This window comes from Donghicola sp. XS_ASV15 (assembly GCF_041224595.1).
Taxonomy (GTDB): domain Bacteria; phylum Pseudomonadota; class Alphaproteobacteria; order Rhodobacterales; family Rhodobacteraceae; genus Donghicola.
On the sequence record NZ_JBGFGN010000151.1, the window covers coordinates 11,990 to 33,677 of the forward strand.

The 21,688-nt window shown below is 59.0% G+C and carries 22 protein-coding genes; 6 read left to right on the top strand and 16 right to left on the bottom strand.

The genetic code is table 11. From position 1 onward, the window contains the following. Nucleotides 1-41 precede the first annotated feature (41 nt). From AB9K37_RS12630 to AB9K37_RS12655, 6 genes are all read right to left on the bottom strand, one after another. Nucleotides 42-1,334: an ABC transporter substrate-binding protein gene (locus tag AB9K37_RS12630; protein WP_369839263.1), complete on the bottom strand. Its 1,293-nt coding sequence runs from the start codon at nucleotides 1,332-1,334 to the stop codon at nucleotides 42-44. Between the two features lie 83 nt (nucleotides 1,335-1,417). Beyond that, entirely contained in the window at nucleotides 1,418-2,494 is a 1,077-nt protein-coding gene (locus AB9K37_RS12635; protein ID WP_369839266.1) for a branched-chain amino acid ABC transporter permease, read from the bottom strand. A gap of 29 nt (nucleotides 2,495-2,523) precedes the next feature. After that, the gene (locus AB9K37_RS12640) at nucleotides 2,524-2,769 is read right to left on the bottom strand and encodes a hypothetical protein (protein WP_369839269.1); all 246 of its coding nucleotides are present in this window, start codon (nucleotides 2,767-2,769) and stop codon (nucleotides 2,524-2,526) included. Between the two features lie 2 nt (nucleotides 2,770-2,771). Then, complete coding sequence (locus tag AB9K37_RS12645) at nucleotides 2,772-3,731, bottom strand: branched-chain amino acid ABC transporter permease (RefSeq protein WP_369839272.1); 960 nt, start codon at nucleotides 3,729-3,731, stop codon at nucleotides 2,772-2,774. A gap of 12 nt (nucleotides 3,732-3,743) precedes the next feature. Further along, entirely contained in the window at nucleotides 3,744-4,556 is an 813-nt protein-coding gene (locus AB9K37_RS12650) for an ABC transporter ATP-binding protein (protein ID WP_369839600.1), read from the bottom strand. Nucleotides 4,557-4,632: 76 nt separating this feature from the next. Continuing rightward, entirely contained in the window at nucleotides 4,633-6,606 is a 1,974-nt protein-coding gene (locus AB9K37_RS12655; protein ID WP_369839275.1) for an AMP-binding protein, read from the bottom strand. Nucleotides 6,607-6,798: 192 nt separating this feature from the next. Between AB9K37_RS12655 and AB9K37_RS12660 the strand changes: the two genes are divergently transcribed. Genes AB9K37_RS12660 through AB9K37_RS12675 form a run of 4 tightly spaced genes read left to right on the top strand, consistent with a single transcriptional unit; the run spans nucleotide 6,799 to nucleotide 11,203 of the window. Next, nucleotides 6,799-8,718 (top strand): PAS-domain containing protein, encoded by a 1,920-nt coding sequence (locus tag AB9K37_RS12660; protein WP_369839278.1) that lies wholly within the window; start codon nucleotides 6,799-6,801, stop codon nucleotides 8,716-8,718. Further along, on the top strand, nucleotides 8,715-9,416 hold the full coding sequence (locus tag AB9K37_RS12665; protein WP_369839280.1) for a response regulator transcription factor: 702 nt from the start codon (nucleotides 8,715-8,717) through the stop codon (nucleotides 9,414-9,416). Before AB9K37_RS12660 ends, AB9K37_RS12665 begins: the two co-directional genes overlap by 4 nt. A gap of 58 nt (nucleotides 9,417-9,474) precedes the next feature. After that, entirely contained in the window at nucleotides 9,475-10,128 is a 654-nt protein-coding gene (locus AB9K37_RS12670) for a histidine phosphatase family protein (RefSeq protein WP_369839283.1), read from the top strand. A gap of 19 nt (nucleotides 10,129-10,147) precedes the next feature. Then, complete coding sequence (locus AB9K37_RS12675; protein ID WP_369839286.1) at nucleotides 10,148-11,203, top strand: saccharopine dehydrogenase; 1,056 nt, start codon at nucleotides 10,148-10,150, stop codon at nucleotides 11,201-11,203. Nucleotides 11,204-11,227: 24 nt separating this feature from the next. Here the strand turns inward: AB9K37_RS12675 and AB9K37_RS12680 are convergent, their stop codons facing one another. The 6 genes from AB9K37_RS12680 to AB9K37_RS12705 all read right to left on the bottom strand — a co-directional run bounded on the left by AB9K37_RS12680 (nucleotide 11,228) and on the right by AB9K37_RS12705 (nucleotide 16,257). Continuing rightward, a complete protein-coding gene (locus tag AB9K37_RS12680; RefSeq protein ID WP_072709349.1) occupies nucleotides 11,228-11,614 on the bottom strand; it encodes a DUF3775 domain-containing protein in 387 nt (128 codons plus the stop codon). Between the two features lie 80 nt (nucleotides 11,615-11,694). Beyond that, nucleotides 11,695-12,426, bottom strand: a complete 732-nt coding sequence (locus AB9K37_RS12685; RefSeq protein WP_369839289.1) for an SDR family NAD(P)-dependent oxidoreductase — start codon at nucleotides 12,424-12,426, stop codon at nucleotides 11,695-11,697. Then, nucleotides 12,423-12,971, bottom strand: coding sequence for a DUF3833 family protein (locus tag AB9K37_RS12690; protein ID WP_369839603.1), 549 nt, complete (start codon nucleotides 12,969-12,971; stop codon nucleotides 12,423-12,425). The genes AB9K37_RS12685 and AB9K37_RS12690 overlap by 4 nt, the downstream gene beginning before the upstream one ends. Nucleotides 12,972-12,983: 12 nt before the next feature. Next, nucleotides 12,984-14,207, bottom strand: a complete 1,224-nt coding sequence (locus AB9K37_RS12695) for an MFS transporter (RefSeq protein WP_369839292.1) — start codon at nucleotides 14,205-14,207, stop codon at nucleotides 12,984-12,986. Then, the gene (locus AB9K37_RS12700; RefSeq protein WP_369839295.1) at nucleotides 14,204-14,959 is read right to left on the bottom strand and encodes a DUF1365 domain-containing protein; all 756 of its coding nucleotides are present in this window, start codon (nucleotides 14,957-14,959) and stop codon (nucleotides 14,204-14,206) included. The genes AB9K37_RS12695 and AB9K37_RS12700 overlap by 4 nt, the downstream gene beginning before the upstream one ends. Further along, the gene (locus AB9K37_RS12705) at nucleotides 14,956-16,257 is read right to left on the bottom strand and encodes an NAD(P)/FAD-dependent oxidoreductase (RefSeq protein WP_369839298.1); all 1,302 of its coding nucleotides are present in this window, start codon (nucleotides 16,255-16,257) and stop codon (nucleotides 14,956-14,958) included. The genes AB9K37_RS12700 and AB9K37_RS12705 overlap by 4 nt, the downstream gene beginning before the upstream one ends. Nucleotides 16,258-16,438: 181 nt before the next feature. On the opposite strand from AB9K37_RS12705, the gene AB9K37_RS12710 reads away from it, so the two are divergent. Further along, a complete protein-coding gene (locus AB9K37_RS12710; RefSeq protein ID WP_369839606.1) occupies nucleotides 16,439-17,017 on the top strand; it encodes a sigma-70 family RNA polymerase sigma factor in 579 nt (192 codons plus the stop codon). A 5-nt stretch (nucleotides 17,018-17,022) separates the two neighbouring features. Then, nucleotides 17,023-17,670: a ChrR family anti-sigma-E factor gene (locus AB9K37_RS12715; protein ID WP_369839301.1), complete on the top strand. Its 648-nt coding sequence runs from the start codon at nucleotides 17,023-17,025 to the stop codon at nucleotides 17,668-17,670. A 24-nt stretch (nucleotides 17,671-17,694) separates the two neighbouring features. Here the strand turns inward: AB9K37_RS12715 and AB9K37_RS12720 are convergent, their stop codons facing one another. The 4 genes from AB9K37_RS12720 to mutL form a co-directional block, all read right to left on the bottom strand. Continuing rightward, complete coding sequence (locus AB9K37_RS12720; protein ID WP_369839609.1) at nucleotides 17,695-18,117, bottom strand: lytic transglycosylase domain-containing protein; 423 nt, start codon at nucleotides 18,115-18,117, stop codon at nucleotides 17,695-17,697. Nucleotides 18,118-18,312: 195 nt separating this feature from the next. Continuing rightward, a complete protein-coding gene (locus AB9K37_RS12725) occupies nucleotides 18,313-19,464 on the bottom strand; it encodes a DNA recombination protein RmuC (protein ID WP_369839304.1) in 1,152 nt (383 codons plus the stop codon). Further along, nucleotides 19,461-19,769 (bottom strand): hypothetical protein, encoded by a 309-nt coding sequence (locus tag AB9K37_RS12730; RefSeq protein ID WP_369839307.1) that lies wholly within the window; start codon nucleotides 19,767-19,769, stop codon nucleotides 19,461-19,463. The genes AB9K37_RS12725 and AB9K37_RS12730 overlap by 4 nt, the downstream gene beginning before the upstream one ends. Next, nucleotides 19,766-21,673, bottom strand: coding sequence for a DNA mismatch repair endonuclease MutL (gene mutL / locus AB9K37_RS12735; protein WP_369839309.1), 1,908 nt, complete (start codon nucleotides 21,671-21,673; stop codon nucleotides 19,766-19,768). Before mutL ends, AB9K37_RS12730 begins: the two co-directional genes overlap by 4 nt. Nucleotides 21,674-21,688: the final 15 nt, after the last annotated feature.

Genomic DNA, 21,688 nt, shown 5'->3' on the forward strand with positions numbered 1-21,688 from the left:
GGTTCTCCGGCGGCGACCCGCGCCGCCGGAGCCGTTTCAGATCAGCTGCCGCACTCGACGACGGGCCAAGGCGCGTTGGCCTCGGCATATTCAGCCGCTTTGGCTTCAGCGAGCGACTTGATCACCGACTGGTCGGCCTGCAGCAGATCGCTGGCTTGGGTGAACTTTGCGCCATCCCATTCCAGAATCCACGCGCCCGAGTGACCGGTGTGGTTCGAGCAAGACGTCGAGAACGGCGGCACCATGCCTTCCATTCCCAGCTCTGCGAGCTTCTCGTCGGTGATGTTCAGGTTCTCGAGACCCCAACGCAGGTCTTTGGGACCGATGGTTGCGTTGCCGGTATGCTCCTGAGCGGCCTTGATGCCTTCGGCCAGCATCATCGACATGACTAGACCACGCTGATAGAAAACGCTGTTCAACTGGTCTTCGGTGGTCTGGGTTTTGCCGGTGTCGATGACGTACTTCTTGATGTCCGCCATCAGAGCGCTGTCAGGCTGCGGCATCGACCAGCTGATCGACTTGTAGCCTTTGCCCTCTTCGCCAACAGCTGCCAGATCGGGATCGTGGCCCGCCCACCAGACGCCATAGAACTGATCCATGGGATAGCGGGTTTTGACCGCTTCTTGGATCGCGGCGCTGTTCATCGCACCCCAGCCCCACATGATCACGTTGTCCGGACGCTCGCGCCGGATTTGCAGCCATTGCGCAGACTGGTTCTGCATTTCTTTCAGGCCAACGGGGACCGGAACCAGTTCAAAGCCATGCTCTTCGGCCATCTGCTCCAGCAGGGGCAAGGGCTCTTTGCCGAACGGGTGGTCAAGGTGCAGGAACGCGATCTTCTTGCCCTTCAGGGTCGACATGTCACCGCCCGCAATGTGCGAAACGATCATATAAGCACCGTCCCAATAGGACGCAGGTGGGTTATACGCCCACTGGAAGGTGCCGCCCTCAGACATGGGGCTAAAGCCATAGCCGGGCGCAAGGATCGGGATCTCGTCGACATTGGTCTTGGGCAGAACCTGCAGGGTGATGCCGGTCGACCAAGGCTGGGTCACGATCGCAGTGCCTTTGGTCTTTTCATAGCACTCGACGCCTTTTTCGGTCGAATAGCCGGTCTCGCACTCCGAGAAATCAACGGGAACACCGCCGACACCGCCATCGCGTTCGTTCAGCATGGTCATGTAGTCAGCCTGACCGTTCATCAGCGGGATACCCAGCGCTGCGAACGGGCCTGTGCGGTAGGCCATGTTCGGGGCATACAGGCCCTCTGCCATGGCTCCGCCTGCAATTACGGTCAGCGCAGTTGCGGCTGCCAGTTTCTTCCACAGTTTCATCCGGTCTCCTCCCTTGGATCACGTGGATGGAATTCAGCGCGCTCCCTCCTCAAAGAGCACGCCAATGGTTGGGCTGCCCCGCGTCAGTGCGGGAACGGCCAGATCACGAGCTTCTCACGGATCAGCGCCCATAGGCGGGCCAAGCCGTGTGGTTCGATGATTAGAAAAAATACGATCAGTGCACCGACGATCATGATGTTCAGGTGTTCGACCGTGGCCGAGCTGATCGGAATGCCAAAGGTTTCAGGCAAGGTGTTCAGGATCACAGGCAGGCCCACAATCAGGATCGCGCCCAAGTAGTTGCCCAAAATCGAGCCAAGACCGCCGATAATCGCGATGAACAGGATGCGGAACGACAGCGGAATGTCGAACAGGTTCGGCTCTGCCGCACCGCGCCACATGAATACGAACAGCGCCCCCGACACACCCACGATGTAGCTGCTGATCGCAAAGGCGGTCAGCTTGGACTTCATCAGGTTAATGCCAATCAGTTCAGCCGCAATGTCCATGTCGCGGGTCGCTTTCCACGTCCGGCCCAGCGTACCGCGTGTCAGGTTGATGCACAGGATGGTCATCAGACTGACGATCCCCAGCACCACATAATACTGCACATGGCTGCTGGCGGTGGGGCCAGCAACGGTCACGCCGAACATCTCCAGCGTTGGCACCTGAATCGCGCCCGAGGCATTGTAGTTGTACAGCCACGCCCACTTCTCGAAAAGCCAGACGAGGAAGAACTGCGCCGCCAGCGTGGCAATCGCCAGATAGAAGCCCTTGATCCGCAGGCTGGGGATACCAAAGGCCACCCCGACCCCCGCCGAGAACACTCCCGACAGCAGGATCGCCACCACAGGGTTCATCCACGGCATGATCGTCACCAGCTTGTAGCAGGCATAGGCGCCGACCCCCATGAACGCGGCAGTCCCAAGGCTCAGTTGCCCCGCATAGCCGGTCAAAATATTCAGGCCCATCGCGGCCAGCGAATAGATCAGGATCGGGATCAGCAGGGTCTGAAACGCGAACTCGCTCGCGGTCAGGGGCAGGATCACCCAAGCAAAGGCCAGAATAACCGCCAGAAGGATGGCATCCTGACGGACCGGGAACAGGGCCATATCTGCCGTGTAGCTGGTCTTGAACTGGCCAGACGTACGATAAAACATCGGTTCTCTTTCTTGTTCTTAACCGGAGATCAGACTGCGGACTCGACGGTGTCTTCTTTGACCGCCCACTTCGGCGGCTGCGCTTTGCCGGCGCGTTCGGAATGGCGGACCAACCACAAGTGCGCCCACATCCCGATCGCTCCACCAGCCGCGGCCAGTAGCACCGCTGTCACCATCCGGTCGGCCTGTCCGGTGTTTTCGGTCAGCGCCAGATACCCAAAGGCCCAGAACCCACACCACGCGACAACGTTCAGAATTGCGATAAGCTTCGGCATCGTCAGACCCTCTCGATAATGCGTTCGCCGAACAGACCCTGCGGGCGGAACAGCAGAACAATCAGCGCCAGAACAAAGGCGAACCACGTCTCGGTGTTGCCGCCGAGCAGCGGCTGGCCCCAGTAAATCTCGAACAGTTTTTCCAAGAGCCCGATCATCAGACCGCCAATGATGGCCCCCGTGATCGATTCCAGACCACCCAGCATCAGAACCGGCAGCGCTTTGTAGGCGATGACCTCCAGCGCAAAGCTGACTCCAGCGCGCGCACCCCAAGCGATGCCTGTCACCAGCGCGATGATACCTGCGATGAACCAGACCAGAACCCAGATCGTCTGCAGGCTGATGCCCACGGACAGCGCCGCCTGATGGTCATCGCCCAGAGCGCGGATCGCACGGCCCATGCGGGTTTTATTGAGGAACGCGAGCAGCGCAATCACTAGCACGGCAGCCACGACCACAGCGGTCACGTCCTTCTGCTCTAGCAAGAGGAAGCCGCCGAAGGGTTCAAAGATGAACTCACCGGTGGGAATACCCAGCTCTTCGGTGATCATGATCTTGTTTTCTCCGCCGAAGATCAGCTCACCAAAGCCGATCAGGAACAGCGTGATCCCGATAGTTGCCATGAACAAGATGATGTCCGGCTGGCCCACCAGCGGGCGGAGGACAACCCTTTCGATGCTGACCGCCAGCACGAACATCACCCCCAGCGATAGGATCACCGAGATCCACGCTGGAACACCCATTTCATGGAAGCCCACCAGCGTCAGCGCGGCGAACACCACCATGATCCCTTGGGCAAAGTTAAAGATACGGCTCGATCGGAAGATCAGCACAAACCCCAATGCGATCAACGCATAGAGGATGCCGGAGACCAGACCCTCCCACAGCACCTGCATCAAGAAGTCAGGCGCCGCGAACATGTCGGCAAAGGGTTGCACCAAAAGGCTATTCAAAAAATCCATCTGCTCGTTCCCTTAGTGCTGCACGCCAAGATAGGCGTCGATCACGTCTTGATTGTTGCGCACCTCGTCGGGTGTGCCGTCGCCAATCTTCTTGCCGTAATCCATCACGACCACGCGGTCGCTCAGATCCATCACCACGCCCATATCGTGTTCGATCAGGGCAATCGTGGTCCCGAATTCGTCGTTCACATCCAGAATAAAGCGGCTCATGTCCTCTTTCTCTTCGACGTTCATGCCCGCCATGGGTTCGTCCAGCAGCAAGATCGACGGCTCTGCCGCCAGCGCCCGCGCCAACTCCACCCGCTTTTTCAGACCATAAGGCAGACGCCCCACGGGCGTTTTGCGGATCGCCTGAATTTCAAGGAAGTCGATGATCTCCTCAACCTTCTCGCGGTTCGCGACCTCTTCGGCGCGCGCCTTGCCCCACCACAGCGCCTGAGACGCGATCCCCGCCTTCATCTTGGTCAAACGGCCCGTCATCACGTTGTCCAGAACAGTCATGCCCTCGAACAGGGCGATGTTCTGGAACGTCCGAGCCACCCCCATCCGCGCCACTTCATAGGGGCGCATTGGGGGACGCGGCGCACCCTTGTACCAGACCGACCCTTCGCTCGGGGTGTAGAACCCCGAAATGATGTTCAACATCGAGGACTTGCCCGCCCCGTTTGGCCCGATGATCGCGCGGATCTCGCCCTCCCGGATGTCAAAGCTGATGTCCTTGATCGCCACCACGCCGCCAAACCGCAGGGTGATGTTCTTCATCTCCATCAAGACGCCGCCGATCTGGCGACCGTCCTCGGTCACGTATCCTGCGCTCGCGTCCATCACTGCGTCCGCTCCTTCAAACACAGGTCCATCCCTTCTTTTTGCTGAAAATACTCATGCTGACTGATCCACCGGTTCATTCGGCTGCCACCCTCTGGGTCGCGACCGGCGCCACTTCGGCATCGCGGATTTCCAGCGTCGCGCGGATCTTGCCCTTGCGGCCATCCTCGTAGGTGACCTCGGTTTCCGTGTAGATGCTCGGCGACCCGTCATAGAGAGCCCCAACGAGATCAGCGAACTTCTCGGCGATGATCTTGCGGCGCACTTTGCGGGTACGGGTCAGTTCGCCATCATCCGCGTCCAACTCTTTGTGCAGCACAAGGAAACGGTGGATCTGGCAGCCCGACAGCATCTCGTCCTGCGCGACACTGCGGTTCACCTCTTCGACGTGGCTCTGGATCGTCTCCAGCACCTGCGGATGCCCCGCCAGCTCCTGATAAGAGGCATAAGCAATATTGTTCCGCTCGGCCCAGTTCCCCACCGCCGTCAGGTCAATGTTGATGAACGCCGTGCAGCGATCTTTGCCTGCGCCGAACACTACGGCCTCGAGGATATTCGGGAAGAACTTCAGCTTGTTCTCGACGTACTTGGGCGCGAACAGGCTGCCATCAGCCATCTGGCCCACATCCTTGGCACGGTCGATGATCCGCAGATGGCCAGTCGAAGGCTCAAAGAAGCCCGCGTCACCGGTGGCGACCCAACCCTCAGGATCCTTGGTGTCGGCCGTGCTTTCAGCATTCTTGTAGTACTCGACGAACGTTCCGGGGCTACGATAGAACACCTCGCCATTCTCGGCGATGCGCACCTCGACACCGGGCGAAGGCACGCCCACCGTATCCGAGCGCACCTCGCCATCGGGCTGCTGCGTGATGAACACGCTGGCCTCGGTCTGACCATACAGCTGCTTCAGGTTGATCCCAAGCGAGCGGTAGAAGTCAAAAATCTCGGGCCCGATCGCTTCGCCCGCCGTATAGCCCACGCGTACGCGGCCAAAGCCCAGCATGTTTTTCAGCGGGCCATACACCATGAATTCGCCCAAGGCGTACTTCACGCGGTCCATCGCACCCACAGATTTGCCGTCCAGAATGGCCGGTCCCACCTTGCGGGCGTGCGCCATGAAGTGATCAAAGATCTTCTTCTTGGTCGGCCCAGCATCCTCCATGCGGATCATGGTCTGGGTCAGCTGGGTCTCGAAAATCCGGGGCGGAGCAAAGTAATAGCTTGGTCCGATTTCCCGCAGATCGGTCATCATCGTCTCGGGGCTTTCGGGGCAGTTCACGCAGAACCCTGTCCAATACGCCTGCCCTATCGAGAAGATGAAATCCCCCACCCACGCCATCGGCAGATAGGCCAGCACCTCGTCCCCTGCCTTCAGATGGTCGAACTCCGACGAGTTCTTGGCGGTTTCGATCATGTTGCGATTGGACAGAACCACGCCCTTGGGCTTACCGGTGGTGCCCGAGGTATAGAGCATCACGCAGGTGCTGTCGTAGTTCAGCTTGGCAGTGCGGCGGTGCAATTCGGGCGTTAACTCGTCGCTCGCCGCGTGCCCTTGTTCCTGAACATGGCTGTATTCGTGCAGACGAGTGTGATCGTATTTCCGCATCCCTTTGGGATCGAGATAGATCATATGCTCGAACTGATGCAGGTCGTCCTGAATATCGATGACTTTGTCGACCTGCTCTTGATCGCCAGCGATCACGAAACGCGCGCCGCAGTGGTCCAGCACATAGGACATCTCTTCGGCGTTTGCATCCTGGTAAAGCGGCACTGGAATGGCGCCCACCGCCTGCGCGGCGACCATGGACCAGTACAGATAAGGGCGATTGCGCCCGATGATGGCGATATAGTCGCCCTCGGCGATACCCATGTTGATCAGGCCAAGCGCCAGCGATTCAATCTCTTTGGCCGTCTCGGACCACGTCCAGCTTTGCCAGATACCGAACTCTTTTTCGCGATACGCCGGTTTGGCCGCGTACAGTCGGGCATTACGCTCCAACAGCGCTGGAAAACTCTCCAGCGCGTCGGACGCAGTATGCGTCAGTGTCACGTTAATTTCCTCCCTTTGTCCGGTCTCCCCTCCGGACAAGCCGCCAAAGCGACTCTTGACCTATTGGGTCATGGTCTCAGCCTGTCGGTCAACTTTTTCCTGAAAATTTCTGAAACCTAACGAATTGTAACAGCCGCCGCGTCGGCCTTGCACCTGCCTGTTCGATAGCGACTAATACCGGTCGGAGGAGACATGTCACAAAGCGATCACGCCATTCACGCGATGACCACGGCGGGGCTGGATTTGATCCAGCAGGCCCTGTCGATTTTCGATTCCGACTTGCGTCTGGTGGTCGCGAACCGCCGTATGCAAGAGATGTTCAATCTGCCCGGCCCATTGGTCACACCCGGCGCCAACTTCGAAGACGTCATCCACTATCTCGCAGAACGTGGAGAGTATGGGCAAATTGATGATATCCCTGAATATGTGGCATCGCGGCTGGACCAAGCCCGCACATTTGCCCCCCATTACATGGAGCGCACCCGCGCCAATGGCCGCGTGATCAGCGTCGAAGGGAACCCCTTGCCCGAAGGCGGCTGGGTCACCGTTTACACCGACATCACCCAGATCAAACGCCAAGAGGCCCTGCTGCGCGCGCGGTCCGAAGAACTGAGCGATCAGGTTCTCGCCTACGCCGAGGAGCTGTCGGGTGCGAACCGCGAACTTGCTGCGACGAACGCCGCCTTGGAACAGGCCAAAGCCCGCGCGAACGAGGCCGAAGCCCGCATCCGACTGACGACCGAGATGATGCCCGCCCACATCGCTCGCGTCGATCTGAACCTGCGCTATACCTATTCGAACCGGCAGCTGTCTTGGGTCATGCCGGGCCGGCGCAAGGACATTCTGGGCATGACCATGACCGAGGCGTTGGGCGAATCCTTTCCCAAGGTTCTGCCCTCGGTCCAGCGCGCCCTGTCCGGCGAATCCGCCGTGATCGAGTTCACCGACGCCCCCACGTCCCGCCGCATCCGCGCAGCCTTTACCCCTGATTTCAGCACTGGCCAGATTTCCGGCGTGAACGTTCTGTCCCTTGATGTGACCGAGGAAACCCAAGCCCGCACCGCGCTCCAGCAGACAAAAAAACGCGAAATGGCAGCGCAACTGACCAGCGGCTTGGCCCATGACTTTTCGAACCTGCTGACGATCATTCTGGGGATGCAGGGGAAACTGGCCCGCATGTCCCTGCCCGCTGATGCGGCCGACCTGATCAGCGCCACGATCAATGCCGCGAACCGTGGCGGGCGGCTGTTGAACAAGATCGCCGGGATCACAGCGGGACGCGAATTGCGCCTGCACGCCGTGGAAATGAATGCCTTTACCAAAGACCTGATTACTCTGGCGCGGTCCACACTGCCCGATGGCGTCTACCTCAAGGTCGAGACTGAACTACTCCAGACGCCCCTGATGCTGGACTCCGGCCTGCTCCAAGACGCTGCCCTAAATCTCGTGCTGAATGCGCGCGACGCCTGCGGGGCCAAGGGGCAGATCACCCTGCGCCTGCGGGCGATTAGCGACACGTGGCTAGAGCTATCTGTCGGCGACACGGGACCCGGCTTTTCCGAAACCGCCTTAAAACACGCGCTCGATCCGTTCTTTACGACCAAAGGCGGCGAAGGCTCGGGCCTTGGTCTGCCGATGGTGTACGACATGACCAAAACAGCGGGCGGCACAGTCACCTTGGGCAACACGTCCCAAGGCGCGCGCGTCACCATCCGCCTGCCCTTGCGCGCCGCCCCCACCGCAGTTGCCCCCGCGCTGGTCCTGTTGGTCGAGGACAGCGATGACATCCGCACCACCGTCCGCGACATGCTGACCGACCACGGCCATTCTGTGATCGAAGCGACCTCTGTCGACGAAGGGCTTGCTCTGGCCCGCGACCTGCCCGACATCGCCTACGTGGTCTCTGACATTTCCCTGACCGGAGAGGCAACGGGGCTCGACCTGCGCGCCGCCCTGTTCGCGACGAACCATCCTGCCAAGATTGTGCTCATGACATCCCTTCCCGAAACACACCCCCATCACATCGCCGCTCGCGCCAGCGGAACGGTGCTGCGTAAACCCTTTGACGCGCCCGATCTGGCCGCGGCTCTCGGGTCGGAGGAGCCAGCATGACCGAACCTCTTGTCACCATTCTGGACGATGAACCCGAGATCCGGCAGCTCTTGGCCGACACGCTCCAAGAGGCTGGCTTTCGCACCATGTCTTTTGGCCGCGCGACGGAATTCGAGGCCGCGCTGAAGTCCTGCCAGCCCGATCTGTGTCTGGTGGATCTGTCCTTGCCGGATCGTGACGGGCTGACCTTGGTCCACAGGCTGGCGCTGGAACAAGGCGCGACGGTCATCATCATCTCGGGGCGTGCGCAGGTACAGGACCGGATCACGGGGCTGGAACTGGGGGCCGATGACTACATCATCAAACCCTTTGACCCGTCCGAGGTCGTCGCCCGCATTCGTGCCCGCCTGCGCAAGGGCAAAGCCACCAAATCCAGCGGGGATACTGCCCAATTCGAAGGCTGGACGGCGCATTTCGACCGCTTCACTCTAGAAGACGCCGAGGGCACAGAAACCCCTTTCAGCCATGCCGAAGGGGCGGTGCTGCGGCTGTTTCTGGAAAGCCCGAAACGTCTGGTCACCCGCGCCTATATGCAGGAAACCTTGGGCGGTGCTGCGGGCGAAAGCTTTGATCGCGCGATGGACGTGCGGATCTCACGTTTACGGACCAAACTGCAAGAAGACCCCAAGAACCCCCGTCTGATCAAAACGATCTACGGGGCGGGCTACATCTTTCTTGGTGATGTGAGCTGGCGATAGGGGTTGCGACCCGCCCTGCCCCCAGCCTAAGCACCAGAGGCAAGAACAGGAGTCGCAGATGACCGAGATTACACTGGTGCGCCACGGGCAGGCCAACACCGGCGCACAGGACGAAGCCAGCTATGACCGCCTGTCTGAACTGGGCCATCGGCAGGCCGCGTGGCTCGGCGAGCATCTGGAAACCGTCGCGCCCTATGACCGTATTATTTCTGGCGCGATGCGCCGCCAGATCGAGACCGCGCAAGGCCTGAACCGCCGCGCCTTGCCCCACGACACAGACGCACGCCTGAACGAGCTGGATTACTTTGGCCTCGCCGAGTCTCTGAAAAACAGCCACGGCGTACCAATCCCGACCTGCGCCACCGAGTTTGCCGCCCACGTCCCCCAAGTGCTGGACGCCTGGCGCAATGATGGGATCCACCCTGATGTCGAAAGCTATGACGCTTTTCACGACCGGATTTTCGCCGCGCTTCGGTCGGCGGCTGGCACAGGCGAGCGCTGCCTGCTGGTCACATCCACAGGTGTGATTTCGACCCTAACCGCGATTGCCTTGGGTCTGGAGACCGCCGCCAAGGTCAAGATGTTCCTGGCTGTTGCCCACACCTCGGTCCACAAATTCGAATTGCGTGGGGATGACTTGTATCTAACCCAGTTCGGCGCGACGCCGCACTTGGATGTGCCCGATCGCATCCACGCTAAAACCCATGCCTGATATACCAAAGGAAACCACGATGACTCACCTCTGGGTCCGCACCGAAAGCCGCCAGAACGAACAGCGCGTCGGCATAACGCCCGAAGGCGTGGCCGAAATGATCGCTGCCGGATATCGGGTCACCGTCGAGGAAAGCAGCCAGCGCATCATCCCGATCACCGCCTACCGCAAGGCAGGCGCCGAAATCGCCCCCGAAGGCAGCTGGCCAGGCGCTCCGAAAGACGCCATCATCTTTGGCCTCAAAGAGCTGCCAGAAGAGGACACGCCGCTCATTCACCGCCACATCATGTTCGGACATGCCTACAAAGGTCAGTCGGCAGGTCAGCGCCTGCTGAAACGCTTCAAAGCTGGCGGTGGAACGCTGTTCGATCTGGAATATTTGGTGAATGAACAGGGGCGCCGCGTGGCCGCGTTTGGGTATTGGGCCGGTTACGCGGGTGCAGCCGTGGCGCTGCGCGCTTGGGCCGCGCAGAAATCCGGCGGGATTTGCCCCCCGATGCAAGGCTACGCCAACGCAAAAACCATGTGCGCCATGCTGCGGGACGAACTGGACCGCACCGGTCAGCTCCGCCCCGACGCCATCGTCATAGGCGCGCTTGGCCGCGTCGGAACAGGCGCGAGCGATCTGTGCGGCGAACTAGGTGTGGACGTGACCAAATGGGACATGAAGGAAACCGCTCACGGGGGACCTTTCCCAGAAATTCTCGAACATGACGTCTTCCTAAACTGCATTCTGGCAGGACCAAACACGCCAGTGTTCGTTCCCGCGTCTGCCAAAGAAGCGGCACGAAAACTGTGTGTCATCGGGGATATCGCCTGCGATCCGGACAGCGACTTTAACCCTGTGCCATTGTACCATGAGGCCACCACTTGGGCAGAGCCCGCGACCCGCGTCCACGACGATCCGCCCTTGGATGTCACCGCGATCGATAACTTGCCCTCGATGCTACCGCTCGAAAGCTCTCAGGATTTCTCGGGACAATCGCTGCCATGGCTGATGCAAATCACAGACACCAATTCCGGTGTGTGGGGCCGCGCGATGGCGACCTATCGCAAGCATCTGATGCACGTATAACAAAGGGGGCCGCGGCCCCCTTTCTCACATGATGTCGTCTTCTTCGTCCTCGGCAGAGATGCCAAATGCGTCCAAACCGCTTTCCAGATATTCCGCAAGCTCGGGCATCCCCAGCAGGTAATCTGCCGTTTCGCTGGTGGCTTCGGACACAACGGTCGCCCGCGCTTCGTCCAGTTCATCAACGGTAAAGGTGTCGCGCCCGATCCACGCCAAGGCGATAAGATCGGTTTGCTCTTCTTCATTCAGATCGCCGATGAAAGAGCGGATCGCGTCATCGTCCATCCGTCCCATGGTTTGCACTTCGTCTTCAGACAGGTCTTCGGTCAGGATTTCCATTTCGCCCGAATTCATCCGCAACTCGTGCGCCAGCAAAATGATCTGAGCAACTTTTGACGAGGATATTCTTAGCATGGCTCATTTCCTTCTTCGGCCCTGATCCAGCATCCGGCGTTCTCGGTCAGCCGTCCTTGATCTAGGGCAACACACAACGATCAAGAGACAATTCGAAAATAGGCCCAGTCCGGCAGGATTTTGGCCACCCGGAATAGCCAGGAAAAGACCGTCGGAAAGCTTCGCGCAAAACTGGGAGAATTCATGTGGTCGAAAATCTCACGCGCCGCGTCATCTGGCTCCATCAGAAACGGCATCTTGAAGTCATTCTTCTCGGTCAGACGGGTTTTGATAAAGCCGGGGTTTACCAATTGCACCCGAACGCCCGTCTTGCGCAGATCGGCATGCAAGGTTTCAGCCAATGACATCACACCCGCCTTTGAGGCGCCGTAGCCTACAGCGCCAGGGAGCCCGCGAAAGCCCGACAAACTGCCGGTAAAGATCAAATGGCCGCGATCCTGCTCAACGAACTTCGGCACCATGACACCTGCCACGCGCATCGCACCACCTAGGTTCACATCTGCCATCAGCGCCATCTTTTCGGCGTCGATGTCTTTGGGCTCCATCGGCCAGTACACACCGGCCAGATAGATCACGCCATCCACGTCGCCCACCTCTTCGGCCGCTTTGGTTACGCTTTCCAAACTGGACACGTCACAGGCAACGGCTTTGGCACGACCGGGGAGCTCTTCGGCCAACTCCTCGAGGCGCTCCTTTGAGCGCGCACTCAGAATGACCTCAACGCCAACTCGGCTTAGTTGATGGGCCAGAGCGCGGCCAAGCCCTTCGCTCGCGCCAATCAACCAATATCTCTTTTCGTTCCAATCCGTCACGTAACCTCCTTTGGGCGCATGGTGGCGACCAGCTCGCCCACCTTGATCCCGAATTTTCTGAACTGGCTACGGTTCATGATTACCCCGTTCGGCGTCAGATACATCCAGTCCGTCACATCCAAAACGTGGCCCCCTGCGTCCTCCATCAGGCGAATCCGGTAGTTGAGCTGCACCGCATCCCCGCGCTGCCATCCCTGTCCCGATCCAACCAGATCTTCGGCCTCGGCGCGGATGCTACCATCGTCAGAAACGGTGAGCTGCCATTCGCGCGCCTGCGTCGAGCCACTGTCATATGTGAAGAATTCGCAGAGCGTCCCTTTGTTCCCGTCCCAACGCCCCTCCATATCGGCACAAAAGCGTGATGCGACACGGCCGGTCGGGCCATAGATCACACCTTCGCACTGGATAGGTCCAGACAGCGTCGAGCGAACGTCGAAAGTGGCCGCGCCATCGTAGTCAGACGGCTTCTGCGCCGAAAAGGATGCTTGGCTGCGAATGATCAAAGACACAGCCAAAGCCACGAAGAATCCTACCGCAATCCACATAACGGTCATTGTCTACAGCTCCTTTTCCATTGGGGTGCGGGTCAACAGACCTATTGCGCACAACTTCAAAACACACGGTACGCCCGCATAGAGTACCGAGAGCGTCCCGAGTGCTTCGGCAGAATTTGGTCCCCCGCTCCGAAAACCTGCCGCTTGCAACAGAGGCAGAAGGACAGCGGCGGCAAGAGCGAGACTTGCTTTGGTGGCGAAGGACCACAGACCAAACCCCGCGGCCCCTTGGGGATCGACCCGAGCCATCCGCGCCGCAAAAGCTGCGGGCAAAATCGTCATATCCGCGCCCAATGCCACGCCTGTGGCGACGCAAATTGCGGCGAACGGCCAAACGTCCCCTGCATCAAGCGAAAGTGCCCACAAGAACGCCGCAACGGACAAGCCCATACCGATCAGCAAAGCGGCGCGAGGGCCAATACGCTGTGCGATCACCGACCAGATCGGCGCGCCGACGGCGGCGGATACAAAGAACAGCACCAAAAGAGGGCCTTCGCTGCCTGCACTGGCAAGGCGGCTTTCGACAAAGAACAAAAACAAAGTCGACGTCACCGCGACCGGCGCTGCGTTCACAATCCCGAGGAGCAGGAGCCACCTAGCGTTCGCGTCCTCGAGCACGCCTCGCAAGTTGGGCAGGCTGGGGTGCTGTCTGATCGACCACTCCGGTGTCATGAACCAAACCGATATACCCGCGCACACTGAGAACACGGCAGCAAACCCCGAGAACGGCTGATCAAAAAGCCTGACCAAAGCGACTGGCGCAATCGCGGCGAGGCAAACGCCGACCAAAGCGCCGCCCTCTCTCCAACCGGCCAATTTTAGATGGGCGCGGCCCGCAGACTCGGCGCGGCTCACCCCAGCGGCGTAGAAAGTGATCGTCAAAAAGCTGTAGGCCGAGAACATGAGCACCAGCATCACAGCGAACCAGACCAGAGGATCAAACGGCGGCGCAACAGCAAACAGACCGACCATCGCGGCGGCCAGAACTGCCATTGCGATCGCCACCGACAGGCCTTTTGATTTGAGCCGCGCCGAAAGCAGGCCAAACAACGGGTCCTGAAACAGGTCCAATAGGCGCAGAACGGCTAGGATCGCCCCCAGACTACCGAGCTCCACTCCATAACTATCGACGTAGAATTTGGGGGCATGGATGTAGATCGGAAGCCCCGCTGCCGCCAAAACACCCGCAAAAACAGAGTAGGGCCAAAGAGGCCGAGCCTGTGTCACCGGCTGACCTCTGTCTCGGGGGCATCAGGGCACGGGCGATAAATGGCGCGCTTCAGCTTGAGCTTCAGCGCCTGCCAAAAGATCAAAACTACCACGCGGCGCGCGCCGAGCGGTCGCCGAACAAGGGACCGCAGAACCGACGTGTTGGTCAGCGGTCGTCTTGGCCCTGTCAGGGTCGCGGTTAGGCCACCTTCGGAGTGGGTTAGATCAATCCATATCCCGATCCGGTCTTCGCGGATGTCAAAGCGGAACTGGTAGTCCCCCGCGATCGGCTGAAAGGGCGAGACGTGGAAGATCTTGCGCGCGACAAGCTTATCCTGCGCGGTGATCTCGGACAGGTCGTCATGATGGCACAAGTAGCTGTGTCGCTGGCCAAAGGTGTTGGTCACCTCGGCAATCACTGCGCGCAATGTCCCTTTTGCATCATAGCAGAGCCAGAAACTAACAGGGTTAAAGACGTGACCAAGCACCCGCGGCTGGGTCAGCAGGACGAGTTTGCCATCAAGCTCAATCCCATTCTCGCGCAAGGCGCGCCGGGCCCAGACAGCGCCCTCGCCATTTTTGGGCGCGCCGCCATGGTCGCGGTCCCGAACAGAGAACACATTGGCCGCATTCCGAGAGAACAGGCTCGGTCCACGCATCGGCTTCTCCGGGTCAAGCATGACGTAGTCGATGCTGTACCGGAAACCATTCTCGATATCGCCCTTGCGACCGTGCCACGTATGCCCCTCGATGTGATCGACCGTTTTCATTCAGCCGCCACCTGTTGTCGAATCCGGGCACGCAGGTTCTCGGCCACTTCGAGCCCGCTACTCAGCCCGTCTTCGTGGAAACCGTTCTTCATCCATGCACCGCAGAACCACGTGTTGAATGCGCCATTGGTCGCTGCGACCTCTTTTTGCGCTTTCATGGCAGCCAGATCGTAGACAGGGTGCATCAGTGTGACTTCATCGTAAATCAGTTCATCCTTGATCTCGCGACGCGAGTTCAAAGTGACGAAGTGCGGATCATTCATGGGGATGGGCTGAAGTGAGTTCATCCAGTAGGTCAGATCAATCCGATCGCTCGGGGCATTCTTGTCTTCGGTGTAGACCCAAGACGACCAACACAGACGGCGCTTTGGCATCACGGACTCGTCGGCGTGTAGTACAATTTTGTTTGGCTGATACCGAACATCCCCCAGCAGTTGGGTTTCGCGGGGTGTCGCATCCTCGAGCAGAGCGAGCGAGACATCAGAGTGAGTCGCAAAGACCACTTCGTCGAACAGCTCCCACTCCCCGCCATGTCCACGAACCTCGGGACCGTTTAGAGTGCGGCGCACGCCAGCGATCGGGGTACCTTTGCGCATTGTCACACCTTTGCGCCGCAGCGCTGCGATCAGGCGCGTCACATACTGGATCGAGCCGCCTTCAACCGTGTACCACTGGTGCTGCCCCTTATGGCTGAGCAGGGCATGGTTCTTAAAGAAGTTGATCAGCGCCAATGCCGGGAAATCCATGATTTCGGCCGTGGGAGTCGACCAGATCGCGCCTGAGAGTGGTGCGAGGTAGTATTTGCGAAACCAGTCTCCAAGCTGAAAATGCTCTAGCAATTCGCCGATCGATGCATCGGGCATACCCTCTGCCGCCTCGACCGCGTTGGCGTTGAACTTAAACACGTCCCGTAGCATCCGCAGATATTCTGGACGGAATAGGTTGCGGCGCTGCGCAAAGACCGAATTCAACGAATTAAAACCATACTCCAGCCGCCCGCCGTCAATGGATGCGCCAAAGCTCATATCGCTTTTGACCGTCGGCACATTCAAGCGCTCGAACAGTTTTACCATATTGGGGTAGTTCACATGGTTGAATACGATGAACCCCGTATCCACGGGCTGATCACCATTTTTGCCCGCTTTTACTGTGCGAGCATGCCCCCCCCAGCGATCTTCGGCCTCGAACAACGTGACATGGCAATCGTCTGACAGGGCATAGGCTGCACCCATTCCAGAGATCCCTCCGCCAATTACCGCGATTTTACGTGTGTAGGGGGCCGAGGTCTCGAAAGGCATTGGGTCGTCTCCTGTGATTATGTCCATGTTACGTAGAGCCAAGCCAAGCGGATGAAAAAAATAATTGGTCAGTGATCCAGTTTTCCTCGTGCGTCGTAATAGCGGTATGTTGATGGAACAGTTGGACATTTCGGAAAACAGGTTGCCAGCACACGCCAAGCGTCGTGTTATGGGTGCTGACATGCGCCCTCAATCCCCGAAAGGCTCCAGAGTGCCTGACGCCAAAACACAACCGACCCAGGATTGGACAAACCATATCCTGCGTATCCGGAACCAAGATCAGGTCGCGTTCAAAGAGCTGTTCGCGCACTTTGCACCCCGGGTGAAGGGGTTCTTGATCAAATCCGGAGCCGACGAAGCCTTGGCCGATGAATGCACCCAAGAGGTGATGGCCACGATCTGGCGAAAGTCAGAGATGTTTGACCCATCGCGGGCTGGCGTTTCCACGTGGATCTTCACGATCGCGCGGAACCGCAAAATTGACATGCTGCGCAAACGGCGCCGCCCCGAACCCGAGGATCTGCCTTGGGGACCAGAGGCCGAGCCCGATGCCGAAGATTCGTTCGTGATGCAGCAAGAGTCACAAAGACTGGGGGAAGCGATCCGCGCTCTGCCAGAAAAACAAAGGCAGCTGGTCGAGAAAGCCTACTTTGGCGATCTAACGCACAGTGAAATCGCCGAGGAAACGGGTCTGCCCTTGGGCACGATCAAATCTAGGATACGGTTGGCGCTGGACCGCTTGCGCCACCAGATGAAGTGACTGTGATGATGCGCGATATTAAACACCACCTGACCGACCAACTGTTGATGGCCTACTCTGCCGGGACTCTGCCAGAAGCCTTTGACCTGATCGTTGCCGCCCATCTTTCGATGTGCGACGCCTGCCGTGCGGCAGCCGAGAGCTTTGATGCGACCGGCGGAGCCTTGATTGAGGATTTGGATACCGCCGAGCTGTCCGATGACAGCTTTGCTGCAACAATGCGCCTGATCGAAGGTGCGCCAAAGTTGTCCGTCCCAAAACCCCGCAAAAAGGGCGTTCTGCCCGGTCCGGTGCAAGACTTCGTTGGCGGCGACCTAGAGAGCGTAAAATGGCGGTCGATCGGCATGGGTGTAAAACAAGCGATCATCCCAACCCAAAAGGACGCAACCGCGCGCCTGCTTTATATCCCTGCAGGATGTGCTGTGCCGGATCATGGGCATCGCGGGACCGAGTTGACCTTGGTGCTACAGGGCGCGTTTCAGGATGAAACAGACCACTTTGGCCCCGGTGATATCGAAGTTGCGGACGAGGATCTGTTCCACACACCAGTTGCGGATATCGGTGAGGATTGCATCTGTCTGGCTGCGACGGACGCACCGCTGCGCTTCCGCAGCTTGCTTCCGCGGCTCGCGCAGCCGTTCCTGCGCATCTAACTTTAGACAAGAAAAAAGGGCTGCTTAACGCAGCCCTGTTTCGTCCAGCAAACCTTTGGCTTTGGCCGCATAGTAGTAGCCGCGTGCGTAGTGCATGACGGCTTCTTTTTCGTCGCCATCTGCCACCAGATAGGCACCGCGCAGGTACTTGCCCGCGTATTTCAGATTGGTTTCCGCATCTAGCAGGTCCGCCGGCTCGCCTTTGAACCCCATGCTGCGGGCGGTCGCGGGCAGGATCTGCATCAGACCGTAGTAAGGGCCGTTGCGAGCCCATGGGCGGTGAGTGCTTTCGCGGATCACAACGCGTTGGATCAGCGAAGGTGGAATTTCATACTCTTCTGAATATTTCAGAATGAGAGAACGAAGTTCTGGTGTTTCATTCGGATAAAGAGGGTCAGCATAGTCGGCAAAAGCGAGAGGTTTTACTTCGGGGTCCGGCTCAGCCATCTGACTACAAGCACTGGTCAATACGAATAGGCCAAAGGCCACACAGGTGAGGGTGCGCTTCATCATGTCTTCCACTATCGTCCCAATATCGCCACTGCGCGCTCAGGCACGTCTTCGGCAGAATTGCGGGGAAGAAACACAGAAATTTCGGTTGAGTCACCCCTGAATTGTTCGCGTGGCGAACGATCGGCGGATTTAGACAGTTTTTTGCGTATTGATGGCTAACTGATCGGCGGTTTCTGGCGCAAGTTCTTCGAAATCGAAATTATCCAGTCGACGAGCGCGTTTGCCTGCCTTTTCGGCACTAATCTTGATTTCAGAGATATCCTTGGCCGCCTGATTGAAATGGCGGTCCAGATTTTCAACCCGTGAACCCAAACGGTCCACGTCCGAATAAAGCAGACCCAACTCTTTTCGAATGGCACCCGCCTGCTCTCGCATCCGCGCATCCTTGAGGATGGCGCGCATAGTGTTCAGGGTCGCCATGCAAGTGGTCGGAGACACGATCCAAACCCGCTTTTCAAACCCTTCGCGCACCAGTTCGGGGAAATTGGCGTGCAGCTCTGCATAAACAGCCTCGGACGGTAAGAACATGATCGCGCCGTCAGCGGTCTCGCCCTCTAGGATATATTTTTCGGAAATGGCCTTGATATGGTTGCGCACCGACTGGCGCAGCATCCGCGCTGCTTCGTTCAACAAGGCCTGCGTGTCGGCCTTACGCAGCGCCTCGTAAGCCTCGAGCGGGAATTTACTGTCGATGACGATTGGACCCGGCGGATTGGGCAAGTGGATCAAACAGTCCGCCCGGCGCCCGTTAGACAGCGTGTGCTGCAGCGCATAGCTGTCCGACGGCAATGCCTTACCTACAATGTCGTTCAACTGGATCTCGCCGAATGCACCACGGGTCTGTTTGTTTGACAGAATATCCTGAAGGCTCAGAACATCACCGGACAGTTTGGTGATGTTCTCTTGCGCCTTGTCGATCGCGACGAGCCTCTGCTGCAACTCCCCCAGCGATTTTGCTGTCCGCTGCGCCGATCCGTGCAGGTTCACATTCATCTGCTCGGTCACAGTCGCCAGACGCTGCTCCATCAGTTGTAGCATGTGCTTTTGACTAGAGGCCTGCGCCTCTGACACATGGTTCAATCCCCCCGCTAATTGCTGCTGACCATCAGAAAGAGACTGAACGCGCTGGTCCAGTGCCCACATCTGACGCGCCATCGGCTCCATCATCTGGGCAGACTTTCCAGCAGAGCGCATGACCGCGAACAGCATAAGCAGCACCAATCCACCAAGGATGAGGGCACCCAGAACCAAAGGATTCTGAAATACTGTTTCGAAAGTCACTTTATTCTCATTTTCGAAAACGAGCCAACGCCAGCGCTCTTCGAAAGCCTCTTGCCAGAGGGATCAGAGGTATCGATGCGGGTTTCTATTGCCTCAGCTTCGAAGGTTTGGCCAGCATGAGTGATTCGAACCTTCGCCTTCCCCCCTGCCTTTACACCATTTTCTGCAATCAACTCAGCGAAACCAATTGGAAGAGAGATCATGATGCGCGCACTACCACCATCGTACTCGCTTAAGGTTGCAGTGCAGTTGGAGATCAACGGAGCCTTCGTAGGTTTATAGTCTCTTAAAAATTCTTTTTTCATGTGCGCCCGAACAGCCTTTCGATGTCAGAGAGTTTGAGCTCCACGTAGGTGGGGCGGCCATGATTGCACTGACCGGAATGGGGTGTCGCCTCCATCTCGCGGAGGAGTGCATCCATTTCTTCGGCGCGCATCCGTCGGCCGGATCGGATTGAGCCATGGCAGGCAACACGGGACAGGATCGCCTCGAGTCGCGCCTGCAGGGAAAGGCTTTCGCCCTGATCAATCAACTCATCCAGAATGTCGAGAACCATCGCCTTGGCGTCCACATTGCCCAGAATCCCCGGGGTCTCGCGGACTGCGACAGCACCAGCGCCAAAGGGTTCAATGCTCAGCCCCATGCGCGCCAGATCACCCGCGTGTTCTAGCAACCGCGCGCTGTCGCCCTCGGACAGATCCACGACCTCGGGGATCAGCAGGGCTTGGGCCGCGACGCCATTTTCAGCCATCTGCTTTTTCAGTTTTTCGTAGACCAGACGTTCGTGAGCGGCATGCTGATCGACGATCACCATACCGTCTTGGGTCTGCGCGATGATGTAGTTCTCGTGCACCTGACCACGTGCGACACCCAAGGGCAGATTCGCAGGCTCGGGCGCTTCGGTTTCAAGTTCGGGACGCATGTCAGGGACAGGCGGGGTTTCCACGACGCGCCCGCTATAGGCGGTCGAAAACTCGGCAAAGCCTGTGTCACGCGGTGGGACAGGCTGCATCGCAGGAGCTTGCCCCATGTAGCTGGCACTGCGCGCGGCAGCAGACGGCCGATCCATCTGGTACTGGAACACGCGCGGCTGGGTCGGCTCAGTCCGCATCGCCCCCAAAGTAGCGCCCGCGACGGTGCTAGAAGCGCGATGCCCGGCTTCGGCCAAAGCGTGGCGCAAGGACGAGACGATCAATCCGCGCACCAGACCGGGGTCGCGGAACCGAACCTCGGACTTGGCAGGGTGGACGTTCACGTCGACCTTTTGCGGGTCACAATCAACGAACAGAACAGCTGCGGGATGTCGGTCACGGGATAGGAAATCCATGTAGGCGGCGCGCAATGCGCCGGTGAGCTGTTTGTCCCGCACAGGCCGCCCGTTCACGAACAGGTACTGTGAGACGGCCGCACCGCGAGAATAGGTGGGCAGAGCCGCGTAGCCCGTCAGGCGGACGCCTTCGCGTTCGGCATCAATCGCCAGAGCATTTTCAGAGAACTCTCCACCGAGGACTCCGGCCAACCGCCCGCGAAGCGCGTCGAACAGATCACCTGTTTCGGGATCGCTGCGAAAGGTCACGCGCCCCGAACCGCCACCCGAAACATCGCGCAGGGTAAACCCAATCGAGGGCTCGGCCATCGCCAGACGTTTGACGACATCGCTGATCGCTTGGGACTCGGCGCGGTCGCTGCGCATGAATTTCAGGCGGGCGGGGGTCGCGTAGAACAGATCACGCAGCTCAACCACGGTCCCGCTGGTCAGGGCCGCTGGTTTGACAGGGCCCATCTCGCCGCCAGCGACGGTAATTTGCGCAGCGTCCTCGCCCGTCGGGCGCGAAGTAATGGTCAGCCGCCCGACAGCGCCAAGGGACGGTAGCGCCTCGCCCCGGAAACCGAAGGTGTGAATATTCAAGAGATCAGAGCCGTCGATCTTGCTGGTGGCATGGCGGGACAACGCCAAGGGCAAGTCCTCTGCGGACATGCCACAGCCGTCATCCGTCACGCGGATCAGGGTCTTGCCGCCATCGGCCACACACACCTCAATTCGGCGTGCGCCAGCGTCGACAGCATTCTCGACCAGCTCCTTGACGGCCGATGCGGGCCGCTCGACAACCTCACCAGCGGCGATGCGGTTGATGGCGCCGCTGTCAAGCTGGCGAATTACAGGTCGAGATGCCTGATCTGTGGATATCTTGGGGCTGCTCATGGTCATACCCCAAGAATTAGC